This window comes from Mycolicibacterium brisbanense, from assembly GCF_001570425.1.
Lineage (GTDB): Bacteria > Actinomycetota > Actinomycetes > Mycobacteriales > Mycobacteriaceae > Mycobacterium > Mycobacterium brisbanense.
In genome coordinates this window covers 623,999-646,969 of record NZ_BCSX01000024.1, presented here as the reverse complement: position 1 = coordinate 646,969, position 22,971 = coordinate 623,999, and the positions used below count along the sequence as shown (strand labels likewise).

Below are 22,971 nucleotides of genomic sequence, written 5' to 3'. Positions count from 1 at the left end.
TGAAGTATCTTGATAGTCAAGCGAAAATTAGTATGGAAGTCGAGTTACTTGATTGTCAAGACGAATGGACGCCGAAGAGGCACTGGCGAATGCGATCGCGCGCTATCAGGCAGCCGTCGATGACTTCGACCGCGAAAGCGCACGGGTGCTCGGTATCAACGAAACCGACCTGCGCTGCCTGGAGATCCTCGTCCGGGAGGAGAGTGAGGCGACGCCGCGGATGCTGGCCGACCGGTTGGGCCTGACCACCGGCAGCGTGACGACGATGCTCGACCGGTTGGAGAAACTCGACTACGTCACGCGAACGGCCCACCCGGGCGACCGGCGCAAGGTGATCGTCACCGCCACAGACGAGGCGACGCGGCGTGCGTACCAACTCATCGATCCGCTGATCGCCGACGGCGCCAAACTGCTGCGCGACTACACGCTCGACCAGCTCCAGCTGATCATCCAGTTCCTCACTCGCACCGCCGATCTGCAGGATCGGCACATCGAGCGGCTGCGGCAGCTACCCACGTGAGCGGTTGGCGACGGGCCGCGACCGCCCCGCGCCACGCGTTAACTGGGACCGCTGGGCACATGAACAGCTCACGCATAGCCGCACGTAGTGTCGTATCCGACGCAATACTGATAGCCGCCGTGACATCGTGACGCCAGGAGATGCTAAAGAAATGAGCTCCGACAAGCCGACCATCATCTACACGCTCACCGACGAGGCGCCGCTGCTCGCGACGTACGCGTTTCTGCCCGTCATCCGGGCCTTCACCGAACCGGCAGGCATCAATGTCGAGACCAGCGACATCTCGGTGGCAGCCCGCATCCTGGCCGAGTTCGGTGACTATCTGAACGAGGACCAGCGCGTCCCGGACAACCTGGCCGAGCTGGGCCGGCTCACGCAGCTTCCGGACACCAACATCATCAAGCTGCCCAACATCAGCGCCTCGGTCCCGCAGCTGGTGGCCGCCATCAAGGAACTGCAGGCCAAGGGCTACGCCGTCCCGGACTACCCCGGCGACGCGAAGACCGACGACGAGAAGGCCATCAAGGACCGCTACGCCAAGGTCCTCGGCAGCGCGGTCAACCCGGTGTTGCGTGAAGGCAACTCTGACCGCCGCGCGCCCAAGGCGGTCAAGGAGTATGCCCGCAAGCACCCGCACAGCATGGGCAAGTGGTCGCAGGCGTCGCGCACCCACGTCGCCACCATGAAGAAGGGCGATTTCTACCACGGCGAGAAGTCGATGACGCTCGACAAGGCCCGCAACGTACGCATGGAGCTGGTGACCACCGACGGCGAGACCATCGTGCTGAAGCCCGAGGTGAAACTCGACGCAGGCGACGTCATCGACAGCATGTTCATGAGCGTCAAGGCGCTGCGCGATTTCTACGAAGAGCAGATGGAGGACGCCTACAAGACGGGCGTGATGTTCTCGCTGCACGTCAAGGCGACCATGATGAAGGTCAGCCACCCCATCGTGTTCGGCCATGCCGTGAAGATCTTCTACAAGGAAGCCTTCGCCAAGCACCAGAAGCTCTTCGACGAGCTGGGCGTCAACGTCAACAACGGGCTCTCGGATCTCTACGCCAAGATCGAGTCGCTGCCCGCCTCATTGCACGAAGAGATCATCCGCGACCTGCACGCCTGCCACGAGCACCGGCCCGAGCTGGCCATGGTCGACTCGGCCAAGGGCATCTCGAACTTCCACTCGCCCAGCGACGTCATCGTCGACGCCTCGATGCCCGCGATGATCCGGCTCGGCGGCAAGATGTACGGCGCAGACGGCCGCACCAAGGACACCAAGGCGGTCAACCCGGAGTCGACCTTCTCCCGGATCTACCAGGAGATGATCAACTTCTGTAAGACGCACGGCCAGTTCGATCCGACGACGATGGGCACCGTACCCAACGTCGGTCTGATGGCACAGCAGGCCGAGGAGTACGGCAGCCACGACAAGACGTTCGAGGTTCCGGCCGACGGCGTCGCCAACATCGTCGACAACGAGACCGGCGAGGTACTGCTGAGCCAGAACGTCGAGACAGGCGACATCTGGCGCATGCCGATCGTCAAGGACGCGCCGATCCAGGATTGGGTCAAGCTGGCCGTCAACCGGGCCCGGATCTCCGGCATGCCGGTGGTGTTCTGGCTGGATCAGGAGCGTCCGCACGAGGCGGAGCTCCGCAAGAAGGTCAACCTGTACCTCAAGGACCACGACACCGAGGGCCTCGACATCCAGATCATGTCGCAGGAACGCGCGATGCGGCACACCATCGAGCGGGCGATGCGGGGTCAGGACACCATCGCAGCGACCGGCAACATCCTGCGTGACTACCTGACCGACCTGTTCCCGATCCTGGAGCTGGGCACCAGCGCCAAGATGCTCTCCATCGTGCCGCTGATGGCCGGTGGCGGACTCTACGAGACCGGAGCCGGCGGCTCGGCACCCAAGCACGTGCATCAGCTGGTCGAGGAGAACCACCTGCGCTGGGATTCGCTCGGTGAGTTCCTGGCCCTGGGCGCCAGCCTGGAGGACCTCGGCAACAAGTCCGGCAACAAGAAGGCCGCGATCCTCGCCAAGACGCTCGACGCCGCGACCGGCAAGCTGCTGGACAACAACAAGAGCCCGTCACGCAAGACCGGTGAGCTCGACAACCGCGGCAGCCAGTTCTACCTGGCGATGTACTGGGCTGAGGAGCTCGCGGCCCAGACCGACGATCCGGAGCTGGCCAAGCACTTCGCACCACTGGCCAAGGCATTGGCAGAGAACGAGGACACCATCGTCTCGGAGCTCGCCGCCGTGCAGGGTAAGCCGGTCGACATCGGTGGCTACTACTCCGCAGACCCGGACAAGACCAGCGCGGTGATGCGGCCGAGCGAGACGTTCAACTCGACCCTGGCTGCCGCGGAGTAGGACGCGCGGCGGCACAGGCCTGACCTGGGCGACCCCAACCCGATTTCACCCGATGTCGGTGCCGTGGCCTATCTTGGACCGTCTGGCGAACGACATGGGGGAAATCAGGTGGAGGACAACGCGGCGCTGTCGGCCGCCGAGTTACTCGAACTCAACCGTGACGTTCAGGGCTCGCGCGCAGTTCGGCTCTTGGCCACCCTCAACCTCGGCGTCTACGCGACGCTGATGGAACGCCACCTCTCCGGTGGCACGGTGGCAGAGACCGATCTGGTGGTGCGTCTCGAGCGTGACCTCGCCGAGCTCGGCGACTCCGAGCAGTCCGGGCTGGCGCTCATCAAGAGCTGGGCCAGCCAGGGCTGGCTGCACCGGGTGGCCGACACGCGTACCGGTCACGAGCGCAACGTCTGCTACCTGACGCAGGACGCGCGCCGGGCGCTGGACTTCGTGCGCGGAGTTCGCCGCAACGACACCATCGCCACCGGTGGCTCCATCAACGGCATCGCGTCGCGGCTCAAGCAGGTCGCCGTGCGGGTCGGCAACGACCCCGACCGGATCCGGGCCGGAATCGAAGCGGAGATCGCGGCCCTGCACGCCGAGCTCGACGAGCTCGACGCCGGTCTGCGGCCGGACCCCGATGTCACTGCGATGTACGACGAAGCGCGCTCGATCGCGATGCAGATGGAACGGCTGATCACCGACATCGGGCTGTACGGCAGCATGATCGAGCAGGCCACCGCCGCGCTCGACGATCCCATCGACAGCAATGCCGACTACCGCGATCGGCAACGCCAGATGTACGCCGACTACCAGGAGGCGTGGGATTCGGCGGGCCGAGACTCGCACCGCGCGTTCCTGCGGATGATCAACGATCCGCAGCAGCGTGCCGAGTTCGAGGCAGACATCGCCACCGTCGCGGCCACGCTGCCCGAGCTGGACCCGGCGCTGCGCAAGGTGATGGCGAACTTCTTCGAGCTGGTCGGGCATCAGATCGACGAGGTGGAACGCATCCAGCAGCGCTGCGCCCAGCGGGTCAAGCGGTTCACCGCCTTCGGCACGCTCGAGCAGAGCCGCGGCGTGGCGCGTCAGCTCAACGACGCCATCGGCGCTGCCCGCGCGCTGCTGAAGGTGTCGCTGACCGATTCACGCCTGGACCTCGACGTGCCGCTGGCCCGTCACACCATCAGCTCGATCGGCGCACTGAGCTTCCGGATCAACGACCTTTCCGCACCCAAACCCGCGCAGATCGCCGAGGGCGAGGTGGACCTGTCCACGTTCGCTGCTCTGACCACACAGGTCGACGCGCCCGCCATGTCGGAGATGATCAACACCGCGCTGCGGCAGGCCCCGGTGTCGCTGCCGGACGCGGTGGGCATGCTGGACTCGGCCTATCTGGGCCACGTGATCGTGTTGTGGTCGTGGGCGCTCAAGCAGCCGCGGCCGGCGGGCGCCCCCGAGCAGACCACCGTGAGATTCCAGTCCCTGGACGGCAGGGACCGCGAGATGGAGGTACCGCACCTCGTGTTCACCGAACCGGTTCTGGGGTCGGCGTCGTGACTAGCGAGGAGCCGAAATGACCGACGCACCGATCGATTTCGCGTCACTGCCGGAGGTCGACCGCAACGGTCGGGCCCCGCAGCAGCGTCGCCCGCGCTTCGACGGCGATGTCAGTGCCATGCCGGACCGGGCATGCTGGGCCCTGCAGCACCTACTGACGCGGCGTTACATCAGCAGCGAATCCGACACCGACGTCTACAGCTGGGTCAAGGAGTACCGCTCCGACCTGGCCGTGCGGTTGTCCGAGCTCGACCTGCAGTTGCGCATCGTCGACGACATCGGCATCGCCTTCATCGAGCAGGCCCGCTACGAATCCGCCAAGGGCATCAAGCTGTTACGCCGTGAGCCGCTCGGCACCTACGATTCGATCCTGGCGCTGCACCTGGCGCAGATGATGCGTGCCGGTGGCGACCAGAGCTTCCTGATCACCCGTGACGAGATCCACGGCCTGTTCTCCGGGGTGCTCAACGACACTGACCGTGACACCGTGACGTTCACCGCACGCATCGATGCCGCCATTGCCCGGCTCGCCGGCCTGGACATCCTGCGTAAGACCCGCGACGACGAGGACAGCTACACCGTCAGCCCCGTCATCAGCGCGATCATGACGGCCTCGGTGATCACCGAACTGCAGCAGCAGTTCGAGGCTCTGCTGAATGGGGGTGTCGACGATGCCGTCCGCGACTGAACAGTTCCACCTGTCCCGGCTGCAGATCATCAACTGGGGCGTGTTCGACGGCTACCACTCGATCCCGTTCAGCGCCGGGGGTTCGCTGATCGCCGGCGCCTCTGGCAGCGGCAAATCTTCACTGCTGGACGCCATTTCGCTCGGATTCCTGCCGTTCAACCGCCGCAACTTCAACGCCTCGGGCGACAACACCGCGGCCGGGTCCAGTGCCGGTCGGCGCACCGTCGACAAGTACGTGCGCGGCGCGTGGGGCCAGCGCAGCGACGGCGGCGCCAGCCAGGTGATGTACCTGCGCGGCGACGGCACCACCTGGTCGGCGGTGGCGGTCACCTACACCAGTAACACCGGGCGCACCATCACCGGCCTGGTGCTCAAGTGGCTCACCGGGGAATCCCGCTCCGACTCGTCGAGCCGGTATGTCCTGGGCGACGGCGACCTCGACATCGAAGAAGTCTGCAACCGTTGGGCCGCAGGGCGTTTCGACACGGGGGTGTTCAAGGACGTCCGGGGCGAGCGAAGCGACGGCTGGCGGTTCACCACCAAGGTGGAATCGCAGTACCTCGCCCAGCTGTACGCCGCCATCGGGATTCGCGCCTCGGATGCCGCACAGCAGCTGCTCGGCAAGGCCAAGTCCCTGAAAAGCGTTGGCGGACTGGAGCAGTTCGTCCGTGAGTTCATGCTCGACGAACCCGACAGCCTGGCCCGGCTGCCGGAGGCGCTCAAGCAGATCGACCCGCTGGTGGAGGCCCGCGAGCTGCTGGCCGTCGCCCAGCGCAAGCGCAAGATCCTCGGCGACATCGAAGCCATCCAGGTCCGCTACACCTCGGAATCATCCGATCTGGGCATCATCGATCTGGTGGATCAGCCGTTGGTGCGGGCCTACACCGACCATGTGCGGCTCAAGCAGTGCCCGGCCCAGATCGAAACCCTGGACGCCGAGGTCACCCAGCTCGACAACGAGCACGCCGATCTGACCAGACAGCTCAATCTGGCCAAGGCTGAGGGGGATTCGCTCAACGCGCAGATCAACGGCGCCAGCACCAATGTCGGTCCGCTGCAGGCGCAGGTGGCCGCAGCCGAAGCGCAGGCCGAAGAGGTCTCGCGCCGGCGCGCAGCCTACGAGGAGTTGGTGGGCGCACAGGGCATCGAGCCGCCCGAGTCCGCCGACGAGTTCTGGGAACTGCGTGAGGAACTCACCCGGCAGGCCACCGAGATGCTCGGCAAGCTCGAATGGGGTCGCGACGCGTCGACCGATGCCGAGTACGCCCAGAAATCGGCCCGCATCGTCCGCGACAACGCCGCCAAGGAGCTCAAGCGCGTCGAGCACGTGGGTTCGGCGCTGCCCGAGTCGGCTGTCGCGATGCGCGAAAACATCTGCAACGCAGTCGGTATCGACCCGGCGGAGCTGCCGTACGTCGCCGAGCTGCTCGACCTGCGCCCCGAGGAGGCGCGCTGGCGGTTGGCTGTGGAGAAGGTGCTGCGGCCCGTCGGCCTGCGGCTGTTGGTGCCGGATCAGCATTACGCCAAGGTGCTGCGCTTCGTCAACGAGACCAACATGCGTGGCCGGCTGGCGCTGCATCACGTTCGAGTCACCTCCACCGGCCGCGTTGCGGAACCGAACACCCTGGCGGGCAAGCTTTTTGTCGTCGACCCGGCGCATCCCTGCGCAGCAGAGGCGGCCGACGTGATCGCCGCCGCCGGTGACCACATCTGCGTCGACACCCCCGATGTGTTCTCCCGGTTCCGCCGAGCGGTGACTGATTCCGGGCTGTACAAGGACTCCGACCGGTTGGCCATCAAGGACGACCGTCGGCCGATCAAGCCGTCGGAGTACATCTACCAAGGCGATATCGCGGCCAAGCTGGACGCGCTGACCGCCGAGCTGACCGAAGCAGAGGACGCCTTCCAGCAGGCGCGGCACGCCGCGGATGAGATTGCGCGCCAACGGCAACAGTGGCGGGATCAGGCCGCGGCCTGCAAGGCGATCTACGAGCAGTATCCGCAGTGGAGCCAGATCGACACCGAGACCGCCGACGGGCACGCCGACCGACTGCGCGAGCAGTACGAGCTGCTGCTGGCCGACAATCCCGACATCGAGGCCCTCAGCGCACGGGCCGAAGAGATCTGGAGCGACATCCAGACCCTGATGACCCGACGCGGCGCGATCCAGACGCGTCGCGACGAGCTGGACCGGCGGCGTACGCGCCTGCTCGAACTGCAGGACCGGCTCGCGCCGGCGGCGGTGTCCGAACCCATCAGTGAACTGCTGCACCGCTACGCCGCAGAGATCCCCGTCGAGCTGGAACTGCTCAACCCCGAGCCACACCGCGACGCGCTGTTCAGCGCGATCCGGCGCGAACGTGACCAGCTGACCGAAAGCCGTAGGCGTTCATACGATGAACTGGCCCGCATCATCACCACGTTCGACACCTCGTTCCCCGACGCGATTCCGAACGACTCGGACGACTTCGACGAACGGGTGCACGATTACGTCGCGGTGTGCCGCCACATCGATGAGCGCGAGCTGCCCGACGCCTACGAGCGGATGATGCGGCTCATCACCGAGCAGGCTCCCGACGCGATCCTGACGCTGCACCGGGTGGCCGAACAGGAGACCCGCCGGATCAGCGACCAGATAGCCCGGGTGAACACCGGGCTGGGTGCGGTCGAATTCAACCGCGGCACGCGGCTGACGCTGCGGGCCACCCCGCGCAGCCTGGCTGCGGTCTCGGAGCTGACCGACATCGTCAAGGCCATTTCGCGGCGCATCGCAGAGGTGGGCCTCGGGGACAAGAAGGCGATCCTCGATCAGTACGCAGACATCCTGCGACTGCGAAATCGGCTGGCCAGCAACACACCTGAGGACCGCGCCTGGACGCGCGATGCGCTCGACGTACGCAACCGGTTCGCGTTCGACTGCGCGGAGTGGGATGTACGCACCGACGAGTTGATCCGCACCCACAGCAACGCAGGCGACAACTCCGGCGGTGAGCAGGAAAAGCTGATGGCGTTCTGCCTTGCCGGCGCGCTGAGCTTCAACCTGGCCAGCCCTGAGAGCGGGGACAACACACCGGTTTTCGCGCAGCTGATGCTCGACGAGGCGTTCTCGAAGTCCGATCCGCAGTTCGCCTCGCAGGCGCTGGAAGCGTTCCGCAAGTTCGGTTTTCAGCTGGTGATCGTGGCCACCGTGCAGAACGCGACCACCATCCAGCCCTACATCGACGGCGTGGTGATGGTGTCCAAGACTGAGGCGACCGGTCGCAATGCGCGTCCTGTCGCGACCGTCGTGACCAAGACCATCAGCGATTTCAGCGCCCTGCGGCGGGATCTGAAGGTGCCCGAGCCGGTCTGATGTCGGCCAGAACAACTGGGACTTGGGGCGTGGGCTCAATCGCGGACCGCCGCTGCCCACAGGGCTTGTGCCGCATTGTCGGCGTCCGGTTTTTGTCGGTGCCCTCTGCGATGATGGTGTCATGTCCTCGCAGCCAACGTCTTTCGCCGACGGCGGGGCCAGCCCTGCCCAGCGGGTGGAGGCGTTATTAGAGGAACTGTCGGAACTGGTCGGCCAACGCAACGCCATCGACGGACGCATCGTCGACATCGTCGCCGAGCTGGATCGCGACGAGTTGTGCGGCGCCACTGGTGCCCGGTCGATCACCTCGCTGGTGGCCTGGAAGACCGGTATCACCCCGAACAATGCCGAGACGGTGGTGGCCGTCGCGCGGCGGGCTGAGGAATTCCCGCTCTGCGTGGAAGGTCTGCGGGAGGGCCGGTTGTCGCTGGATCAGGTGGGAGTGATCGCTGAGCGCGCCGCCGACGGCTCCGACGCGCACTACGCCGAGTTTGCCGCGGTAGCCACCGTCGCTCAGTTGCGCACTGCGGTGAAACTGGAACCCAAGCCCGATCCGGAAGTCGAGCCGGAACCTGAACCGGAGTCGGAGCCGGAGCGGTCGTTCACCAAAGAGGTGCACGACGATTCCACGACATACAAGATCACGCTGCCGCGGTTGGAGGCAGAAGAATTCGACGCCGGGATGGCGTCGCACCGCGACGCGTTGATCGCCGAGTGGAAACGCGACCACGAGACTGCCGCGGGCACGACCGAGCAGCCCTCCGTGCAGGCGCCGCCATTCCCCACCACTGTCGATGCGTTCATGAGCCTCATCAAGGCCGGCTGGGATGCCGATGTGGCGCGCCGCCCACACGGGCAGCACACCACCGTGGTGGTGCACCTCGACCTCGACAAGCACGGCGAGACACCGGTCGCAGCGTTGCATTTGGGCCCGGTGCTCGCCGACGAGGAGCGCCGTTACCTATCCTGCGATGCCACGTGCGAAGTCTGGCTCGAACGCCACGGCCAACCCATCGGGGCAGGCCGCGCCACCCGCACCGTCAACCGGCGACTGCGCCGCGCCCTGGAGCATCGGGACCGCTGCTGCGCCGTGCCCGGCTGCGGGGCGACTCGGGGGTTGCACGCCCACCACATCATCCACTGGGAAGACGGCGGCACCACCGAACTCGACAATCTCGTATTGCTCTGTCCTTACCACCATAGGCTGCATCACAAAGGTGGCATCACCATCACGGGCCCGGCGCACCAACTGAAGGTCACCGACGCCACCGGCAGAGAATTGCACCCCGGATCCCTGGCGCGTCCACCGACCACACCCCCACCGGATGTCCCGCCGTACCGTGGGCCGACCGGTGAACGCGCCGACTGGTGGTGGTACACCCCTTTCCAACCACCACCACCGTCGACCAACTAGGCGCCAGCCCGGCAGCGCAGCGGGTCGAATAACGCTGGGCGCCAGATGGATTCGGGCCTGCAGCAGGGCTAGGCCGGTTTGACCCCGAGGGTGATCAGGTCGGAGATCGGCGTCCAGATCGGCCGGCGCACTCGATGCTGGTCGGCGACCGTGAACCCGGCGCCGGCGAACAGCGCCAGCAGTTCCGACTCGGACGGGTTGTGCGCCGGGCTCCACACCGCCGCGGACAGCGCCTGCAACACCGGAATCGGTTGGCGTGGACTGATGGTCGTGACCGCGACGATGCCGCCCGGGGCCAGGACGCGGTGGAACTCGGCCAGCGCGGCGGGCTGGTCGAAGAAGTGGAACGCCGAGGTGGTCACCACGGCGTCGAGGAATCCGTCCTCAAACGGCAGCTCTTCGGCGGGAGCCGACATCCAGCGCACCCGGTCGGACCGCTTGCGGGCTTGGGCCAACATGCCCTCGGACATGTCGATGCCGTACACCTCGTCCGGTCGCAACTCGCGCTGGATGCGGTCGGCGAGGATGCCGGTGCCGCACGCGATATCGGCGATCTGGGTCGATCCATGCTGCCGCAGCTGGGCAATGACCTCGTCCTGGGCGGGCCGGTAGACCCAACGCTGCAGGCACCGCTGGTCGTAGGCCGGAGCGGCGAAGCTCCAGAACCGGGTGACGGTGTCGTTGAATCCGCGGCGCTGCGTGGTTGTCACCGGTCCGAGTGTAGGCGCGCGGTCAGGGCGGGCTCATGGCCGAACGAATGACCTCGAAGTCATGCTCATTGATCTCGAAAACGCCGAACCGGAACCGGTACCCCCAGCGTTTCTTGTCTTCCACGAAGTCCAGGTCGTCGATCAGCGGCCGGATCGGGGCTTCCTCGCAGGTCTGGAAATCCATCGCCCGGCGCCACGGGCGGAAGTCCGGGGCCACCTCGGCTTGATACGGCTCGTCGTCACTGACCTGGCCGATCGCGGTGAACGCCTGCAGCGGTGGTCCGTCGGGGAAGGTGGTCCTCGGTGAGTAGAAGACAATCCAATCCCCGCGGGCCATCTTGCGCAGCATGTGCGGCTTGCCGTGGTTGGCCTGGGTGAAGCCGCCTGCCACCCCGCGCGCGACGTGGTCCCGGCTGACCGTGTTGATCCAGTACGTCATGACGGCACGCTACGGCGGGCCACCGACAGCGCCGGCTCAGCGCAGCGCGTAGGCCGTCATGGACAGCGATCCAAAGGTGTAGCCGCTGATCAACACCTCTGCGGAAGTGGTTGCCGCAGAAGCAAGTCCGGCGAAATACAGGAACGGGATGAAGTGGTCCGGGGTGGGCACGGCCAGCGGATAGTCGCGGTGGGCGTCGAGGGTGAGGATCTCCGCGGGGTCGTCGAGCACCTGTTCGCGCGCGGCATCGTCAAAGCGCTGCGCCCAGTCGTATCCGTCGTCGGGACGCGCGGTGTCCATCCCGGCGAGGTTGTGCACGATGTTGCCGCTGGCCAGCACCAGCACGCCGCGTTCGCGCAGCCCGGCCAGCTTGGCCCCGAGTTGTAAGTGGTAATCGGCGGGCTCGTTGGCGTTGATGGCCAATTGCACCACCGGGATCGACGCGTCGGGGAAGGCGTGCACCAGCACTGACCAGGTCCCGTGGTCGATGCCCCAGCTGTCCACGTCTGCGCCCACCCACGTGGGATGAACGGTGTCGCTGATCTCCTCGGCCAGTTCCGGCAGACCGGGCGCCGGGTACTGCACGTCGAACAGCTCGCGCGGGAATCCATAGAAGTCGTGGATCGTGCGCGGCCTCGGCATCGCGGTCACCGCAGTCGCGTTGATGTACCAGTGCGCGCTGACCACCAGGATGGCTCGTGGCCGGGGCACCGAGCGGCCGAAGTCCCGCCACGCGGCGGTGTATCGGTTGGATTCGATGGCGTTCATCGGGCTTCCGTGTCCGATGAACGCCGCTGGCATCACAGGCCCCATCGGACCAGGCTAACGCTGGTGGGCGAGTAGCCGCGCTCATCGGGGACAAGTCCCGTGCACCCGCTCAGCCAACCTATTTGGTGCCCGGAAGGCGGGTCCGGCGGGGTTAGGCTCAAGGCGGCCGTTGCACGTGGAACACCGAAGGAGGCTGGAGGCGGTAGTGGCGCAGCCCAACACGCAGCGGCACGCATGGCAAACGCGGGCCGATTACGATCGAATCTCCGCACCGACATTGACCGGTATTCCGTGTGCAATGGTGGTGAAATTTGACGCAGAATCAGGCGTAGTCGACGGCGGGACTGATAAATGACATACGGCGGGTACGGGGGTGGCCCGACAGGTCCGTTCGGCAATGATCCCTTCGCCGGGCAAGGCGGAGGCTTTCCTCCAGCAGGCCCACCGGGATTCCCGGCCGGACCGGGAGGCCCGCCCGGTTTTCCACCGCAGGGTCCGCCTCCGGGCTATCCACCGGGGCCACCGGGATACGGGCCGCCGCCCGGGCCACAGTCGGGCCAGACCAACGCACTGGCGACCCTGTCGATCGTCTTCGGCGTCGTCTTTGCGCCCATCGGCGCGGTACTGGGGCATCTGGCGCTGTCCCAGATCAAGAAGACCGGTGAAAAGGGCCGTGAACGCGCCCTGATCGGTCTGACGGTGTCCTATCTGATGATTTTCGTGGCGATCATCGCGCTGGTCGTGTTCCTGGTGCTGCACAAGAACGACTCGTCGTCCTCGACCACCACCACAACCACGACCACCTCGAAGACCAGCACGTCGAAGACCACCACCAAGAAGTCGACGACGCGCACCACGGTGCCTGCGCCGCCACCCCCACCACAGCCCCAGCAGGTCCACATCAGTGATCTGCGGGCCGGGGACTGCATTCAGATTGAGGAGCATGGCGCCTCCCCGAACAACCCGGACGCCACGGCTGTCACCATGGTGCGGTCGGCGTGCCTGGCGATCCAGGGCGTGTATCGCGTCGACAAGGTGGCACCGACAAACGTGTGCACAGACCAATTCATCGCAGATGCCGACCAGACCATGTTCGCCTGCATCTCGCCGTACCGCGGTTGACATGGGTTCCGCGCGTATGCGAATGGAACGCTGCGGCCGCTCGGGCAGAAGTTAGCTGACGGGGCCCGGGTCGAGATGTCTCCGATAGAGTCGTGCAATGCCGCCCGACCGGTGTTCACAGCAACCACAGCGGGCTGCTGCCGACGCATTCGCGCGGTCGCCGATGCCTGGATGACCGGATCGCAGACGGGAGGATTGGGGCGGTCATGAGCAATCCGAACCCGTTCGATTTCAGCGACTTCGGGCCACCGAAGCGGCCGAGTCAGCCGGGCGCACCGGCCGGTGCGCCACCGGTGCCGCAGTCCGGCGGTTTCGACCCGTGGGCGGGGCAACCTCCGGGGCAGCCGCGCACCCAGCACACGCAGCCTCAGGATGCGTTCGGTTCGGCGCCGGATCAGGGTAACTACGGCGGCGTCGACGCGTTCGGCCAATCCGCGGCCGCGATACCGGGAGCAACCTTGCAGACCGCGGGGCCGCCGCTGGTCTGGTTCGCGGTGGCGCTCGGACTGGCGTTGCTCGGCGTCATCGTCGGCGTCCTCGGCGCGGTGCTCGGGCTCGGCTGGCCGACCGCGGTGGCCGGATGGCTGCTGGCCGGGCCCGTCGCGATCGGGGCGCTGGCTTTCTATACCCGGGTGGACACCCGCAGAAGGACCGAATTCGTCTATTCGGCGCCGGGTTGGACGATGACGTTGTACTGGGTGGTGTTGGCGGTGTGCCTCATCGGCATCGCTGTCGGCGCCTGGCAGATCGCCCTGTGGGCAGGCAGGTTATAGGGGATGGCTCGGGGGATCCTTCGGTTTACCGCGCACGCGAGGAGCACGAGACTGCTGGTCGCGGCGGTGCTGGCCGCGGCGGTCGTGTTGATGGGCTGGGCGCCCGTGGCGTCGGCGGAGACGGCGTCGGGCGGAGCAAAGCGATTCGGCGCCTGCCTGGCCGCCCAGAAGACCGGCGACCTGCTGCTGTTGTTCGACGAGTCGGGCAGCCTGCAGCAGACAGACCCCGACGGCGCCCGGGTGGACGCGGCCCGCTACCTGTTGCAAACCCTGGGCCGCTACGCCGACCGAGTCGACGCCAAGCTCGACGTGGCCGCCGCCGGGTTCTCCGACACCTATAAGCCGGAACACGATTGGAGCGAGCTCACCGCCGCGACCGCCGACGCGACGGCCCAGCAGCTGAACGAGATCAAGTCGAAGAACAACGGTCTGGACACCGATTACTGGCAGGCGCTCGACGGAGCGCGGCAGGCGTTGGCCGCGCGCGGGCAGGGCCCGAACGGCGGGCAGCGCTGCCAGGCCATCGCGTGGTTCTCCGACGGCCAGATCGACTTCACGCCCCGCCAGGTGACCAAGCCGTACGCCGAGGGTGTTGACCTGAGCACGCAGGCCGGCGTGGATCAGGCCAAACAGAAGTCGATCGACTCGATCTGCCGCTCGGGTGGGTTGGCCGACCAGATCCGGTCGGCCGAGATCGTGACGCTGGCCGTCGGTCTGGGCGCCAAGGAAACCCCGGCGGACTTCGACGTCATGAGTGCGATTGCAACCGGCAAGGGCCTCAACGGGATGAAGTGCGGCAACATCACCGATCCCGTGCCCGGCGACTTCTATCCGGTGTCCAACATCGACGACATGTTGTTCGCCTTCGATTCGTTGACCCCGGATCCCGGCATCAACACCCAGGGCCCGGTCTGCCAGCTGCAGGTGTGCCCGGAGGCACGCCACAACTTCGTGCTGGACAAGTCGATCAAGTCGGTGAACATCCTCGGCTCGGGCGACGTGACGGGCGTCGTCCCATACCTGGTGTCACCATCAGGCCAGACCGTCGAGCTGCCCAAGAAGGACGGCAAGGTCAACGTCGAGGTCGGCGGCACGCCGGTCAGCTACGAATGGCAGTCCGAGACGGCGCAGTCCATCGCGATCAACAACGCGGGCAGCGGCGAGTGGGCGGGCCAGTGGGCCATCGTCTACGTCGACACCACCGGTGAGCATGCCGACGCGGTGTCGAAGGTCAACATCCACATCAGCACCGACATTTTCCCGGCGCTGCTCAACGCCGACAAGGTGCAGTGGCGCAGCGGCGCGACGGTCGACAACCTGACGTTCGGGCTTGTCGACGCCAAGGGCAAGCCGGTACCCACCGACAGCCTGGCCGGGACCGCGGAGATGACGGTCCAGTTGGTGCCCGACGGCAAGGAACCCATCTCGCTGCTGGACGCGGCGGCCAAGGAGGACATCGGCAAACCGGTCAAAGCCGACCTGTCGAAGATCAACCCGGGCCGCGCGACGCTGAAGATGTCGCTGGTCGTCACCACGGCGCCAGCCGTTGACCCGGCGGGCGTCCAGATCGCGCCCGGCACCAAACTTTCGCCGCAGGACAAGACCGAGCCCGTGCAGATCCTGCCGAAGCTGGGGCTGCCGACCCCGGGCGAGCGCATCGATTTCGGCACCGTGCAGGCAGCCAAGGGCGTGACGGCACAGCTGGCCATCACCGGCCCGGGGTGTGCCTGGATCGCCGACGGAGAAGCTGTCAAAACCACGGCCAGCCCCGACGACATCGGCACCGCGACGGTGACCTCGCCGTCGAACTCGTCGAGCAACTGCCTCAAGGTCTCCGACGGCCAGACCGGGCAGTTGCAGGTCACCCTGCGCACCGAGCACGACGGGCACGGCGGCCTCAACGGCACAGTCCCCGTGCACGTCGCGGCGCTCGACCACCCCGACGACGGGCAGGTTGTCGACGTGCCGTTCGTGGCCTCGCTGATCAAGCCGCTGAACACCACGAATTTCGTGCTGGTGCTGATCGCGGCGCTGCTGCTGGGCCCGGGTATCCCGCTGGGTCTGCTCTACCTGTCCAAGTGGTGGGTGACCAAGATTCCCAACACCCCGCTGCTGGCCGAGCGCATCCCCGTCGAGGTCAACCAGGACATGACCCTGCGCAACGGGGAACCGTTCGCCATGGCCGAAACCGACCTGGTGCAGCCGGTGACCGGGCTGACCGACGGTGTCCGGCGGCTGTCGGTGCTCGGTGTCACGCTCAACGCCGTGATGGGCCGCAGCCCGTTCGGCGCAGGCCGGGTGGTCGTGGATGCGGGCAACCTGCTGAGCGTCAGTTCCGAACTGCCGGGCACCGACGGCACCGGGCTGCACGCGGTCCTGCCGTTGGCCGTGCACAACACCTGGGTGGTGCTGCATGATCCGCGCGGACCCGCGTCGCAGGCCGAGGTGCTGCTGCTGGTCAGCGGTAACACCGACACCGCGGCCAGGGAGAAGATCTTCGAAGAGGTGGCCCGCCGGCTGCCCGAGCTGCTGGGCGGTCTGCGGTTGCGCGCGGTGCAGGCCGGGCAGGCCTCGCCGTATGACGATCAGGGCCAAGGCGGTTCGCCGTTCGGCGAGGGCGCCGGCGGTGGCGCTCCGACGGGCTATGACCCGTTCGGCGGTGGCGGCGGTCCGGCGCCGGTGGCCCCGGTCGGTTCCCACGCTCAGGCTCCGCAAGGCGCTGATCCGTTCGCCTCGTCGAACCCGTCGTTCGGTGGCAGTGCAGCGGCGCCCGCGCCGTCGGCCCCGCGTCCCGACCCGCACGAGGTGACCCAGCATGCCCCGGTGGACTACCGGCCGGGCGCCAACCCGCCACCGCCGGACCCGTATGAGGTGACCCAGCAGGCGCCCATCACCTACCAGCCGGGCGGGTATCCGCCGCAGCAGCCGCCACAACAGCAGCCGCCGCGGCACCAGCAGCCCCCGCCCGATGACCGGCGGGGCGGTCAGCCCCCGGCGCCGCCTCAGCGGTATGACTCTGATCCGTTCGACCCCTTTGGTGGAGGAGCCTGATGCGTCGATTCCTGGTAGTCGGATGCGGTGGTTCGGGTGGCGCCACGCTGGCGTTCATGATGGACCAGCTGCGTTCCGAACTGCATGCCGCCGGTATCGAAAAGCTTTTGGCTGGTTGGCAATTCGTGCACATCGACGTCCCGAGCGCGGCTGAGTCCGGGCCCGAGGGGCTGGCGAACGTGCCGACGCAGGGCGGCAGCTACATCGGCTGCGGTCCGCAGGGCAGCAGCTACGCGATCCTCGACGGGGCGCTCTCGCAGCGGCTCGCCGCGGGCGGTGCGCTCGACACCATCGCCACGTGGGCGCCGCGCAACCCGCAGGAGGTCACCAACCCGATCTCGGCGGGCGCCGGACAATACCGCGCGATCGGCCGGATGATCACCCTAAGCAAGGCCAGCGAGATCCACGCGCGGCTGCAGTCGGCCTGGGACACGCTGTTCCGGGTCGAGACCATCTCGGAGATGGCCAACGCGAGCGTGCCGGGCATGGGCCGGTTCGACCCGAACGAGCCGCCGCTGGTGCTCGTGGTGTCGTCGATGGCCGGTGGGGCGGGCGCGTCGATGGCGCTGGACGTGTGCCGGCTGCTCACCCTGGTCACCGGGCTTGATCCCAAGCTCATGGGTGTCTTCATGGTGACGCCCGACATCTTCGATTCGCTACCGGAGAGCGCCCGCACCGGCGTCCGCGCGAACGCCCTGGCCATGCTCGGCGAGATCGTCGCCAGCCAGGCCGGCGCCGCCCGCGAGCACGATGTGCGGATCTTGCGCGCGCTGGGCCAGCATCACGGCGACGGCGAACCCATTCCGTTTGCGCGGGTGTTCCCGGTCGGCCGCTACATCGGTGCGGACCGCACGCTGTTCGGTGACGGTTCGCAGAACGCCGTGTACCGCGGCCTCGCCCGTGGGCTCGCCGGGTTGATGATGAGTGGCAAGGCCAGCGATCAATTCGTCTCCTACGACCTCGGTAACACCGCATCGCCGGTCGGTGACCGTGACGTGCTGGGCTGGGGCATCTCGGCGTGGGATGTATTGCCTTGGGGCACTTACGGTTTCTCAAGCCTGAGCATGGGCCGCGATCGGTACGCCGAATACGCCGCGCAGCGGTTGGCGCGCAGCGCGGCCGACAAGCTGCTGTTCGGTCACATCCAGCACGGCAACCCGGCATCCAGCAACGAGCAACTCGACACGCTGCTCAGCAGCCAATGGCAGACCCACTGCGGGGAACTCCGGATTCCTGATGCCGCAGGTGACGAGCAGACGCGCGTCGGCATCCTCGGAAACTGGATCGCCACCGGAGCGTTCGCGCCGGAGGCCGTGGCGGGCGCGGTCAACAATTTGATCGAACGCCAGCTGCGCGGCTTCCTGCCCAATCCGCAGGGCATGTCCGCCGAGCAGTGGGTGCCGATCTTCCGCCAGGCGGTGCTCAACCGGCGCGCCGATCTGGCCCGCACGTGTGCCGAGATCGGTTATGCGATGGCCTTCAGCTGGCACCGCGAGTTCGCCGAGCGTCTCGAGCAGGTGGTCGGTGCGGCCGCGGCGACCCTCGGCCTGCCGTACGCCCGCGAACTCGTCGACCGGTTGCGCAGGCACATCGACGACGTGCTGGCGCCGGGCGTCGCACAGCTGGGCGCGATGGGCCCGCCCGACATCGTCGCGGTGCCCCCGCAGGTCGACGCCGCGCTGCGCTCGCTGCGCGGCGTGATGACCAACGCCGACCAGGTGCTGGCGATGGCGCTCGACGGCTTCCGGTCTTCGGTGCGCCGCCAGCTCTACGCCGACGCGGCCGCTCGGATCGCCGACGTCATGCGGGTGATGGGCGCCGAACTGCTTGCCCCGCTGCGGGATTCGCTCGGTGAAGCGATGATCCTGCTGGAGAAGGCGCGCGCCGAACCGCCTTCGGACATCGGCCTGGCCCGGCTGTCGACCGATCAGTACGTGGCCTGGCCCGCCGACTCCGACGAGTTGGTGCCCGCCCGCTTCGCCGAGGCCAACAACGAAGTGCTGCTGATCAGTTCGGCGGCTTTCAAGCAGCGCTACGAGACCGACCTGCCCAAGGCGGTGGCGGGCGCGCACGCGATGATCCCGCTGCGCACCGCCGTCGACGATGCCAGCACCCGGGTGATCCTGGGCCAGTGGCAGACCACCGGTGGCGTCTCGGCACCCGGCGGCCTGACCGAGGTCACCTCGACGTGGGTGACGCGGGCGCTGGGCACGGATCCGGAGACCGGACGACCGCGTGTTCCGGCCATGGCGCAGTTCGATATTCACACCCGGCCCGCTGAACTGCTGGCGCGGGCCCGGCTCTACGTGGGCCGGCCCGGTGAGGCGTTCGAGGAGTTCTGCCGGGTATCGCTGCGCGACTACGTGCAGGGTGTGGGTGCCGCGGAATCCGAGATCAGTACCCGCCGGCGCGACATCGCCACCAAGTTCAACGAGGCCCTGTCCCTGGCCCGTCCGCTGGCCAGCGTCAACGATCAGGCGCTGCAACGCGTGCACCCCGGTCAACAGGTCGAGTACCGGTACAAGTTCTCCGAGGTGCCGTTCGCCGGTCAGCCGGTGGCCGACGCGCTGGCCGAGGTGTTGCGCTCCAACCCGCGCATCGACCAGGCCACCAAGGACAACTACGGCCGCTCGCTGTCCGATGAGGACAGCGTCACCCGCATCGACATCTTCGGGTCGTATCCGAACTACTCGCCGTTGGCGTTCGACTCGGTGCTCAAGCCTGCCGCGCAGCAGTGGGCCCAGACCGCGGGCCCGGGCCGCGGTCAGTTCTGGCGGTACCGGCGTTCGCGGCCGTTGTCGGCGTCGCTGCCGATGACCGACGACGAGCGGCGCACCATGACCGCGGGCTGGTTCCTCGGCCAGATCCTGGGCCGTATCCAGATCCCGGCCTCGCCGTACACCGACCCGGTCCGCATCTACGACGGTGCCGACAATCAGTGGCTGGCCTTCCCCAACCCGCTGCTCACCCCGCCATCGGCGTTCACCGCGTCCTACGACTGGTTGCCCGCGGTGCTGGAGGGCATCCTGCTGGCCATCGCGACCTCGCACGAGCCGCCGGTGATGCGGTCCCTGCGGCCCTACGGCGTGCTGCGTGAGCTGTACGACTCGCACAGCCAGGACCCGGCCAGCGGCATCGTCGAGCTGTCGGCGGCCGGCCTGCTGCGGGACTTCCTGCGGTCGGGGTCGTCCGCGCAGGGCGTCACGTCCCGGGTCGGCCCGATCGCGGCCGCCCAGACTCCCGAGGAGCGCCGTGCCGCTGCGGAGACGTGGCTGGGCAGTGTCCGCGACGTCGCCGCGCAGTACCTGCCGGCCGACACGCCGGGTGCCACCCCGGACGGTGCGTTCACGACCATCACCACCCGGTCGAAGGCGTCCAAGACGCCGATCTTCCGTGATGTCGCCCCGGACGTGTACTGGGCCACCGACGCGTTGATCAAACTGGTCAACCGGGAGGCCGACGCGCTCGCCCGCGGCGAGCAGGCCGGTGCCGCAGCGTTTCTGGACGACGTGGGCGGTTCGGTGGTCATCCCCGACGGCGGGACGTTCTGACGATGTCGCTGACCGTTCTGCTGGCACCGCCTCGCGTATGCGAAGAGGTGCTCGCCGTCCTGGCCGACTACTCGGCGGTGGGGCTGTTGAGCCCCTTCGCGTGGGTCGACGCCGGCGATGTCGGCGGAGCCTCGACACCGGCCACCCTGATCCGCGACGGCCACGCCGAACCTGTTGTGCTGCAACAGTTGCTGACCGGTGAGCGCTACGACCGGATCCGGGTCGCGGTGCTGGTCCCCATCGAGGCGCCGGCCGCCGAGCGGGTCCCGCTGGCCGCCGAGCAGGCCGTCGAGCAGATCGTGCGGAGCACCTCGATGGGCGCGCGCATCAGCCTGCTGCGGCTGCTGCTGACGCCGGGGCATTCCGTGCCGACGGCTCCGGACCTGGCGCTGGTGCTCGAAGGCTGGCACAACCTGCTCATCGCCCCGGAGGATTCGGCCGCGCCCGGCCTCGGCGCCGTGCCGTGGGGCAGGCTGACCGACCCGCTCGACGTCGCCCAGCAGACCGCGCCGGTGGTGGCGGGGATCGCCGGCTTGTGGGCCGGGATCGACGACAGCCCGTTCGACACCATGGAGATCCTGCCCGGTCAGACCGTACGCGCGGTGCGGGCGTTCTACCGCAGGCTCGATACCGCCGCGGTGGAGAGCACATTGCGCACGCAGCTGTTCGACCCGACGGGGCGGCTGCCGCTGCCGCGCGGGGGGCAGGTGCCCGTGGTGTATGTCGAAGACGTTCCGACGGCCGCACAATCGATGGCGCGGGCGTTGTGGACCAAACATCGCGACGTCCTGCGCGGGCCGCGGCTGGCGGCCGACGCCGCGCCGACCCAGGCGATCGGCATCTGGGCCGCACTGAAGATGTTCTTCAAATTCATGGGCGCCGCGCTGCGCAGTGCCCCGTCGGCGTGGCTGTCCGCGGTGATGGGGTCGGTCACCTCGGTAGTGGCGACGACTGTGCAGGGCACTGTGTTCGGCCGCACCGACTCGGCCTTCGCCGTCGTCGCCGATACCGCAAAGGCCGACTGGCAGGACCTCAACCGCAGCGCGGAAACGCTGCAGACCGCGCTGAGCGGCCAGGGCGCACACCTGGTCCAGCAGGACCTCAGCGCGCTGTGGACGGACTTCGTCAACGGCGCGCTGACCCTGGCCGACGGCGGTCGCAGAGCCGCAGGGCTTGATCCGATCGCCGTGGGATCGGCCGTCGGCGTGGTGTTCAACGCCGCCGACGTCGTGCCCAGCGCGGCCGACGAATTCCGGGGTATTCCCACGTCGCTGGCCGCGGTCATCGGCGTCACCGCCGTCGAGGGCGCCGACGTGCTCGGCGCGGCCAACGTGCGCGAACGCCTGCAGAACGCCTATTCCGACCCGGCTGCCGGGGTGGAGGCCCGCAACACCGGGACCGAGCTGGACCGCTGGCAGGCCGGCGCGGCGAAGAGCTACGCCTGGCAGGTCGGCACCATCCTGGCCGACTTCATGCAGCGGGCCCGCGGTGAGGTGGCCGACCTGGTGTCACAGATCCAGTCGATGGGCGACCGCAACGCTGTCGACGAGCAGCTGCGCCAGCGCCAGCAGGCGGTCGGCACCATCCTCAAGACGTTCACCGTGGCGCTGTTCGTGGTGCTGCTGGCGTTGATCGGGGTCGCCGCCATCGGATGGTCGAGCTGGAAGTTCGCCCTGATCACCGGGGCGTCGCTGATCGTGCTGTACATCGTGGTCTCGCTCGGGTTGTTCATGCTCAGCCAGCGCGACCTGTTCGCCGAGATGAACCTGCGAAGATCGCAGCTCAATCAGCTCGAGACCATGCACGCCAACCTGCGCAACGCCGTGCAGGATCTGAGCCGGCTGACGTCCGCCTACGGTCAGCTGCTGGCGTGGTGCCGCACGCTGGGCGCGGTGCTGCGTGCCCCGTTCGGCGTGGCGCCGCCGGCCCGGCCGGCCGTCGGCCAGCTCGTCGACGGTTTGCCGCGGTCCACCCAGATCGGCGTGGCCAAGCCCAGTGCCGACCAGGCCGACAACGCGGCCCACGGCATCCAGCGCAGGCTCTACGCGCTGGGATGGCTGACCAAACCGTGGGAGGACATGCTGGGCGAGGCTGCGGCCAGGCTCCGTGAGGAGCCGGCGGCGCTGTTCAAGCTCCCCGGAGTCGGCTCGGGGTCCGGGCTGGACCAGTGGTCGGCGGCGGTGCTGCAGGGCCGGGTGCGCCCGACCGGGGCTGACGCCTTGTGGGCTCGCGTGGAACAGATGTTCGCCGACGAAGCCGGTGGGCAGCCGGGTGGCCTGGCCGACGCGCTGACCGGCACGGTCGCGGTGCCGACCCTGAACCGGGACGTGCCCGCGCAGCAGTTCGGCGCCGGATTCACCGACCACCGGGCGGGACGGGCCGCGCCGTTCGACGCGTCGCTGTTCACAAATGCCGCCGTGACAGCAGGCCGATCCGGCGTCGCCGTCGACGACGCGGTGGTGATCCGGGCCGGGCTGGGCTACCGGGCAGTCGTTGTTCAGGCCAGCGACGGTCTGCCGCCGTACGATTTTGCTTTGTTCGAAATGCCGGTGCCCGTCGCGCCAGGTGGCGAAGACGAGCCCACGATGATGGTTCGACGCACCGAATCCGATGCGCCGCCAGGGGAGGACATGGTGTTCTGAC

At 67.7% G+C, this 22,971-nt stretch carries 14 protein-coding genes; 11 read left to right on the top strand and 3 right to left on the bottom strand.

All coding sequences use genetic code 11. The features are described 5' to 3' along the window. Nucleotides 1–64: 64 nt before the first annotated feature. The 6 genes from RMCB_RS15755 to RMCB_RS15730 all read left to right on the top strand — a co-directional run bounded on the left by RMCB_RS15755 (nucleotide 65) and on the right by RMCB_RS15730 (nucleotide 9,914). The gene (locus RMCB_RS15755) at nucleotides 65–520 is read left to right on the top strand and encodes a MarR family winged helix-turn-helix transcriptional regulator (protein WP_062829473.1); all 456 of its coding nucleotides are present in this window, start codon (nucleotides 65–67) and stop codon (nucleotides 518–520) included. 151 nt (nucleotides 521–671) lie between these two features. Continuing rightward, the gene (locus RMCB_RS15750) at nucleotides 672–2,906 is read left to right on the top strand and encodes an NADP-dependent isocitrate dehydrogenase (protein WP_062829472.1); all 2,235 of its coding nucleotides are present in this window, start codon (nucleotides 672–674) and stop codon (nucleotides 2,904–2,906) included. 108 nt (nucleotides 2,907–3,014) lie between these two features. Beyond that, nucleotides 3,015–4,460 (top strand): DUF3375 domain-containing protein, encoded by a 1,446-nt coding sequence (locus tag RMCB_RS15745; protein WP_029368944.1) that lies wholly within the window; start codon nucleotides 3,015–3,017, stop codon nucleotides 4,458–4,460. A 16-nt stretch (nucleotides 4,461–4,476) separates the two neighbouring features. Then, nucleotides 4,477–5,148: a DUF4194 domain-containing protein gene (locus RMCB_RS15740; RefSeq protein WP_029368943.1), complete on the top strand. Its 672-nt coding sequence runs from the start codon at nucleotides 4,477–4,479 to the stop codon at nucleotides 5,146–5,148. After that, nucleotides 5,132–8,500 (top strand): ATP-binding protein, encoded by a 3,369-nt coding sequence (locus RMCB_RS15735; RefSeq protein WP_062829568.1) that lies wholly within the window; start codon nucleotides 5,132–5,134, stop codon nucleotides 8,498–8,500. Before RMCB_RS15740 ends, RMCB_RS15735 begins: the two co-directional genes overlap by 17 nt. Before the next feature lie 121 nt (nucleotides 8,501–8,621). Then, complete coding sequence (locus tag RMCB_RS15730; protein ID WP_062829471.1) at nucleotides 8,622–9,914, top strand: HNH endonuclease signature motif containing protein; 1,293 nt, start codon at nucleotides 8,622–8,624, stop codon at nucleotides 9,912–9,914. Nucleotides 9,915–9,982: 68 nt separating this feature from the next. On the opposite strand, the gene RMCB_RS15725 is transcribed toward RMCB_RS15730, so the two are convergent. From RMCB_RS15725 to ygiD, 3 genes are read right to left on the bottom strand one after another with little or no spacing between them, the layout of a single operon-like run. After that, nucleotides 9,983–10,624: a class I SAM-dependent methyltransferase gene (locus RMCB_RS15725; RefSeq protein ID WP_062829470.1), complete on the bottom strand. Its 642-nt coding sequence runs from the start codon at nucleotides 10,622–10,624 to the stop codon at nucleotides 9,983–9,985. 22 nt (nucleotides 10,625–10,646) lie between these two features. After that, nucleotides 10,647–11,063 (bottom strand): EVE domain-containing protein, encoded by a 417-nt coding sequence (locus RMCB_RS15720; protein ID WP_029368938.1) that lies wholly within the window; start codon nucleotides 11,061–11,063, stop codon nucleotides 10,647–10,649. 36 nt (nucleotides 11,064–11,099) lie between these two features. Continuing rightward, nucleotides 11,100–11,864, bottom strand: a complete 765-nt coding sequence (gene ygiD / locus RMCB_RS15715; RefSeq protein ID WP_062829469.1) for a 4,5-DOPA-extradiol-dioxygenase — start codon at nucleotides 11,862–11,864, stop codon at nucleotides 11,100–11,102. 318 nt (nucleotides 11,865–12,182) lie between these two features. Here ygiD and RMCB_RS15710 point away from each other — a divergent pair, with 318 nt between their 5' ends. The 5 genes from RMCB_RS15710 (at nucleotide 12,183) to RMCB_RS15690 (ending at nucleotide 22,970) form a co-directional block, all read left to right on the top strand. Continuing rightward, nucleotides 12,183–12,953 carry a DUF4190 domain-containing protein gene (locus tag RMCB_RS15710; protein ID WP_029368936.1) on the top strand — a complete coding sequence of 257 codons (771 nt, stop codon included), beginning with the start codon at nucleotides 12,183–12,185 and terminating at the stop codon, nucleotides 12,951–12,953. A gap of 206 nt (nucleotides 12,954–13,159) precedes the next feature. Beyond that, nucleotides 13,160–13,726 carry a COX15/CtaA family protein gene (locus tag RMCB_RS15705; RefSeq protein ID WP_062829468.1) on the top strand — a complete coding sequence of 189 codons (567 nt, stop codon included), beginning with the start codon at nucleotides 13,160–13,162 and terminating at the stop codon, nucleotides 13,724–13,726. A 3-nt stretch (nucleotides 13,727–13,729) separates the two neighbouring features. Further along, the gene (locus tag RMCB_RS15700; protein WP_201028298.1) at nucleotides 13,730–16,777 is read left to right on the top strand and encodes a vWA domain-containing protein; all 3,048 of its coding nucleotides are present in this window, start codon (nucleotides 13,730–13,732) and stop codon (nucleotides 16,775–16,777) included. Next, entirely contained in the window at nucleotides 16,777–20,328 is a 3,552-nt protein-coding gene (locus tag RMCB_RS15695) for a tubulin-like doman-containing protein (protein WP_062829467.1), read from the top strand. Before RMCB_RS15700 ends, RMCB_RS15695 begins: the two co-directional genes overlap by 1 nt. 2 nt (nucleotides 20,329–20,330) lie before the next feature. Beyond that, nucleotides 20,331–22,970 (top strand): hypothetical protein, encoded by a 2,640-nt coding sequence (locus tag RMCB_RS15690; RefSeq protein ID WP_062829466.1) that lies wholly within the window; start codon nucleotides 20,331–20,333, stop codon nucleotides 22,968–22,970. Nucleotide 22,971: the final 1 nt, after the last annotated feature.

Bases quoted from the DNA above. Each gene is read 5' to 3' on its own strand.
- RMCB_RS15730 (WP_062829471.1), top strand. From the start codon at position 8,622: ATGTCCTCGCAGCCAACGTCTTTCGCCGACGGCGGGGCCAGCCCTGCC.
- ygiD (WP_062829469.1), bottom strand. From the start codon at position 11,864: ATGCCAGCGGCGTTCATCGGACACGGAAGCCCGATGAACGCCATCGAA.
- RMCB_RS15750 (WP_062829472.1), top strand. From the start codon at position 672: ATGAGCTCCGACAAGCCGACCATCATCTACACGCTCACCGACGAGGCG.
- RMCB_RS15695 (WP_062829467.1), top strand. From the start codon at position 16,777: ATGCGTCGATTCCTGGTAGTCGGATGCGGTGGTTCGGGTGGCGCCACG.
- RMCB_RS15690 (WP_062829466.1), top strand. From the start codon at position 20,331: ATGTCGCTGACCGTTCTGCTGGCACCGCCTCGCGTATGCGAAGAGGTG.
- RMCB_RS15755 (WP_062829473.1), top strand. From the start codon at position 65: ATGGACGCCGAAGAGGCACTGGCGAATGCGATCGCGCGCTATCAGGCA.
- RMCB_RS15705 (WP_062829468.1), top strand. From the start codon at position 13,160: ATGAGCAATCCGAACCCGTTCGATTTCAGCGACTTCGGGCCACCGAAG.
- RMCB_RS15735 (WP_062829568.1), top strand. From the start codon at position 5,132: ATGCCGTCCGCGACTGAACAGTTCCACCTGTCCCGGCTGCAGATCATC.
- RMCB_RS15740 (WP_029368943.1), top strand. From the start codon at position 4,477: ATGACCGACGCACCGATCGATTTCGCGTCACTGCCGGAGGTCGACCGC.
- RMCB_RS15700 (WP_201028298.1), top strand. From the start codon at position 13,730: ATGGCTCGGGGGATCCTTCGGTTTACCGCGCACGCGAGGAGCACGAGA.
- RMCB_RS15720 (WP_029368938.1), bottom strand. From the start codon at position 11,063: ATGACGTACTGGATCAACACGGTCAGCCGGGACCACGTCGCGCGCGGG.
- RMCB_RS15710 (WP_029368936.1), top strand. From the start codon at position 12,183: ATGACATACGGCGGGTACGGGGGTGGCCCGACAGGTCCGTTCGGCAAT.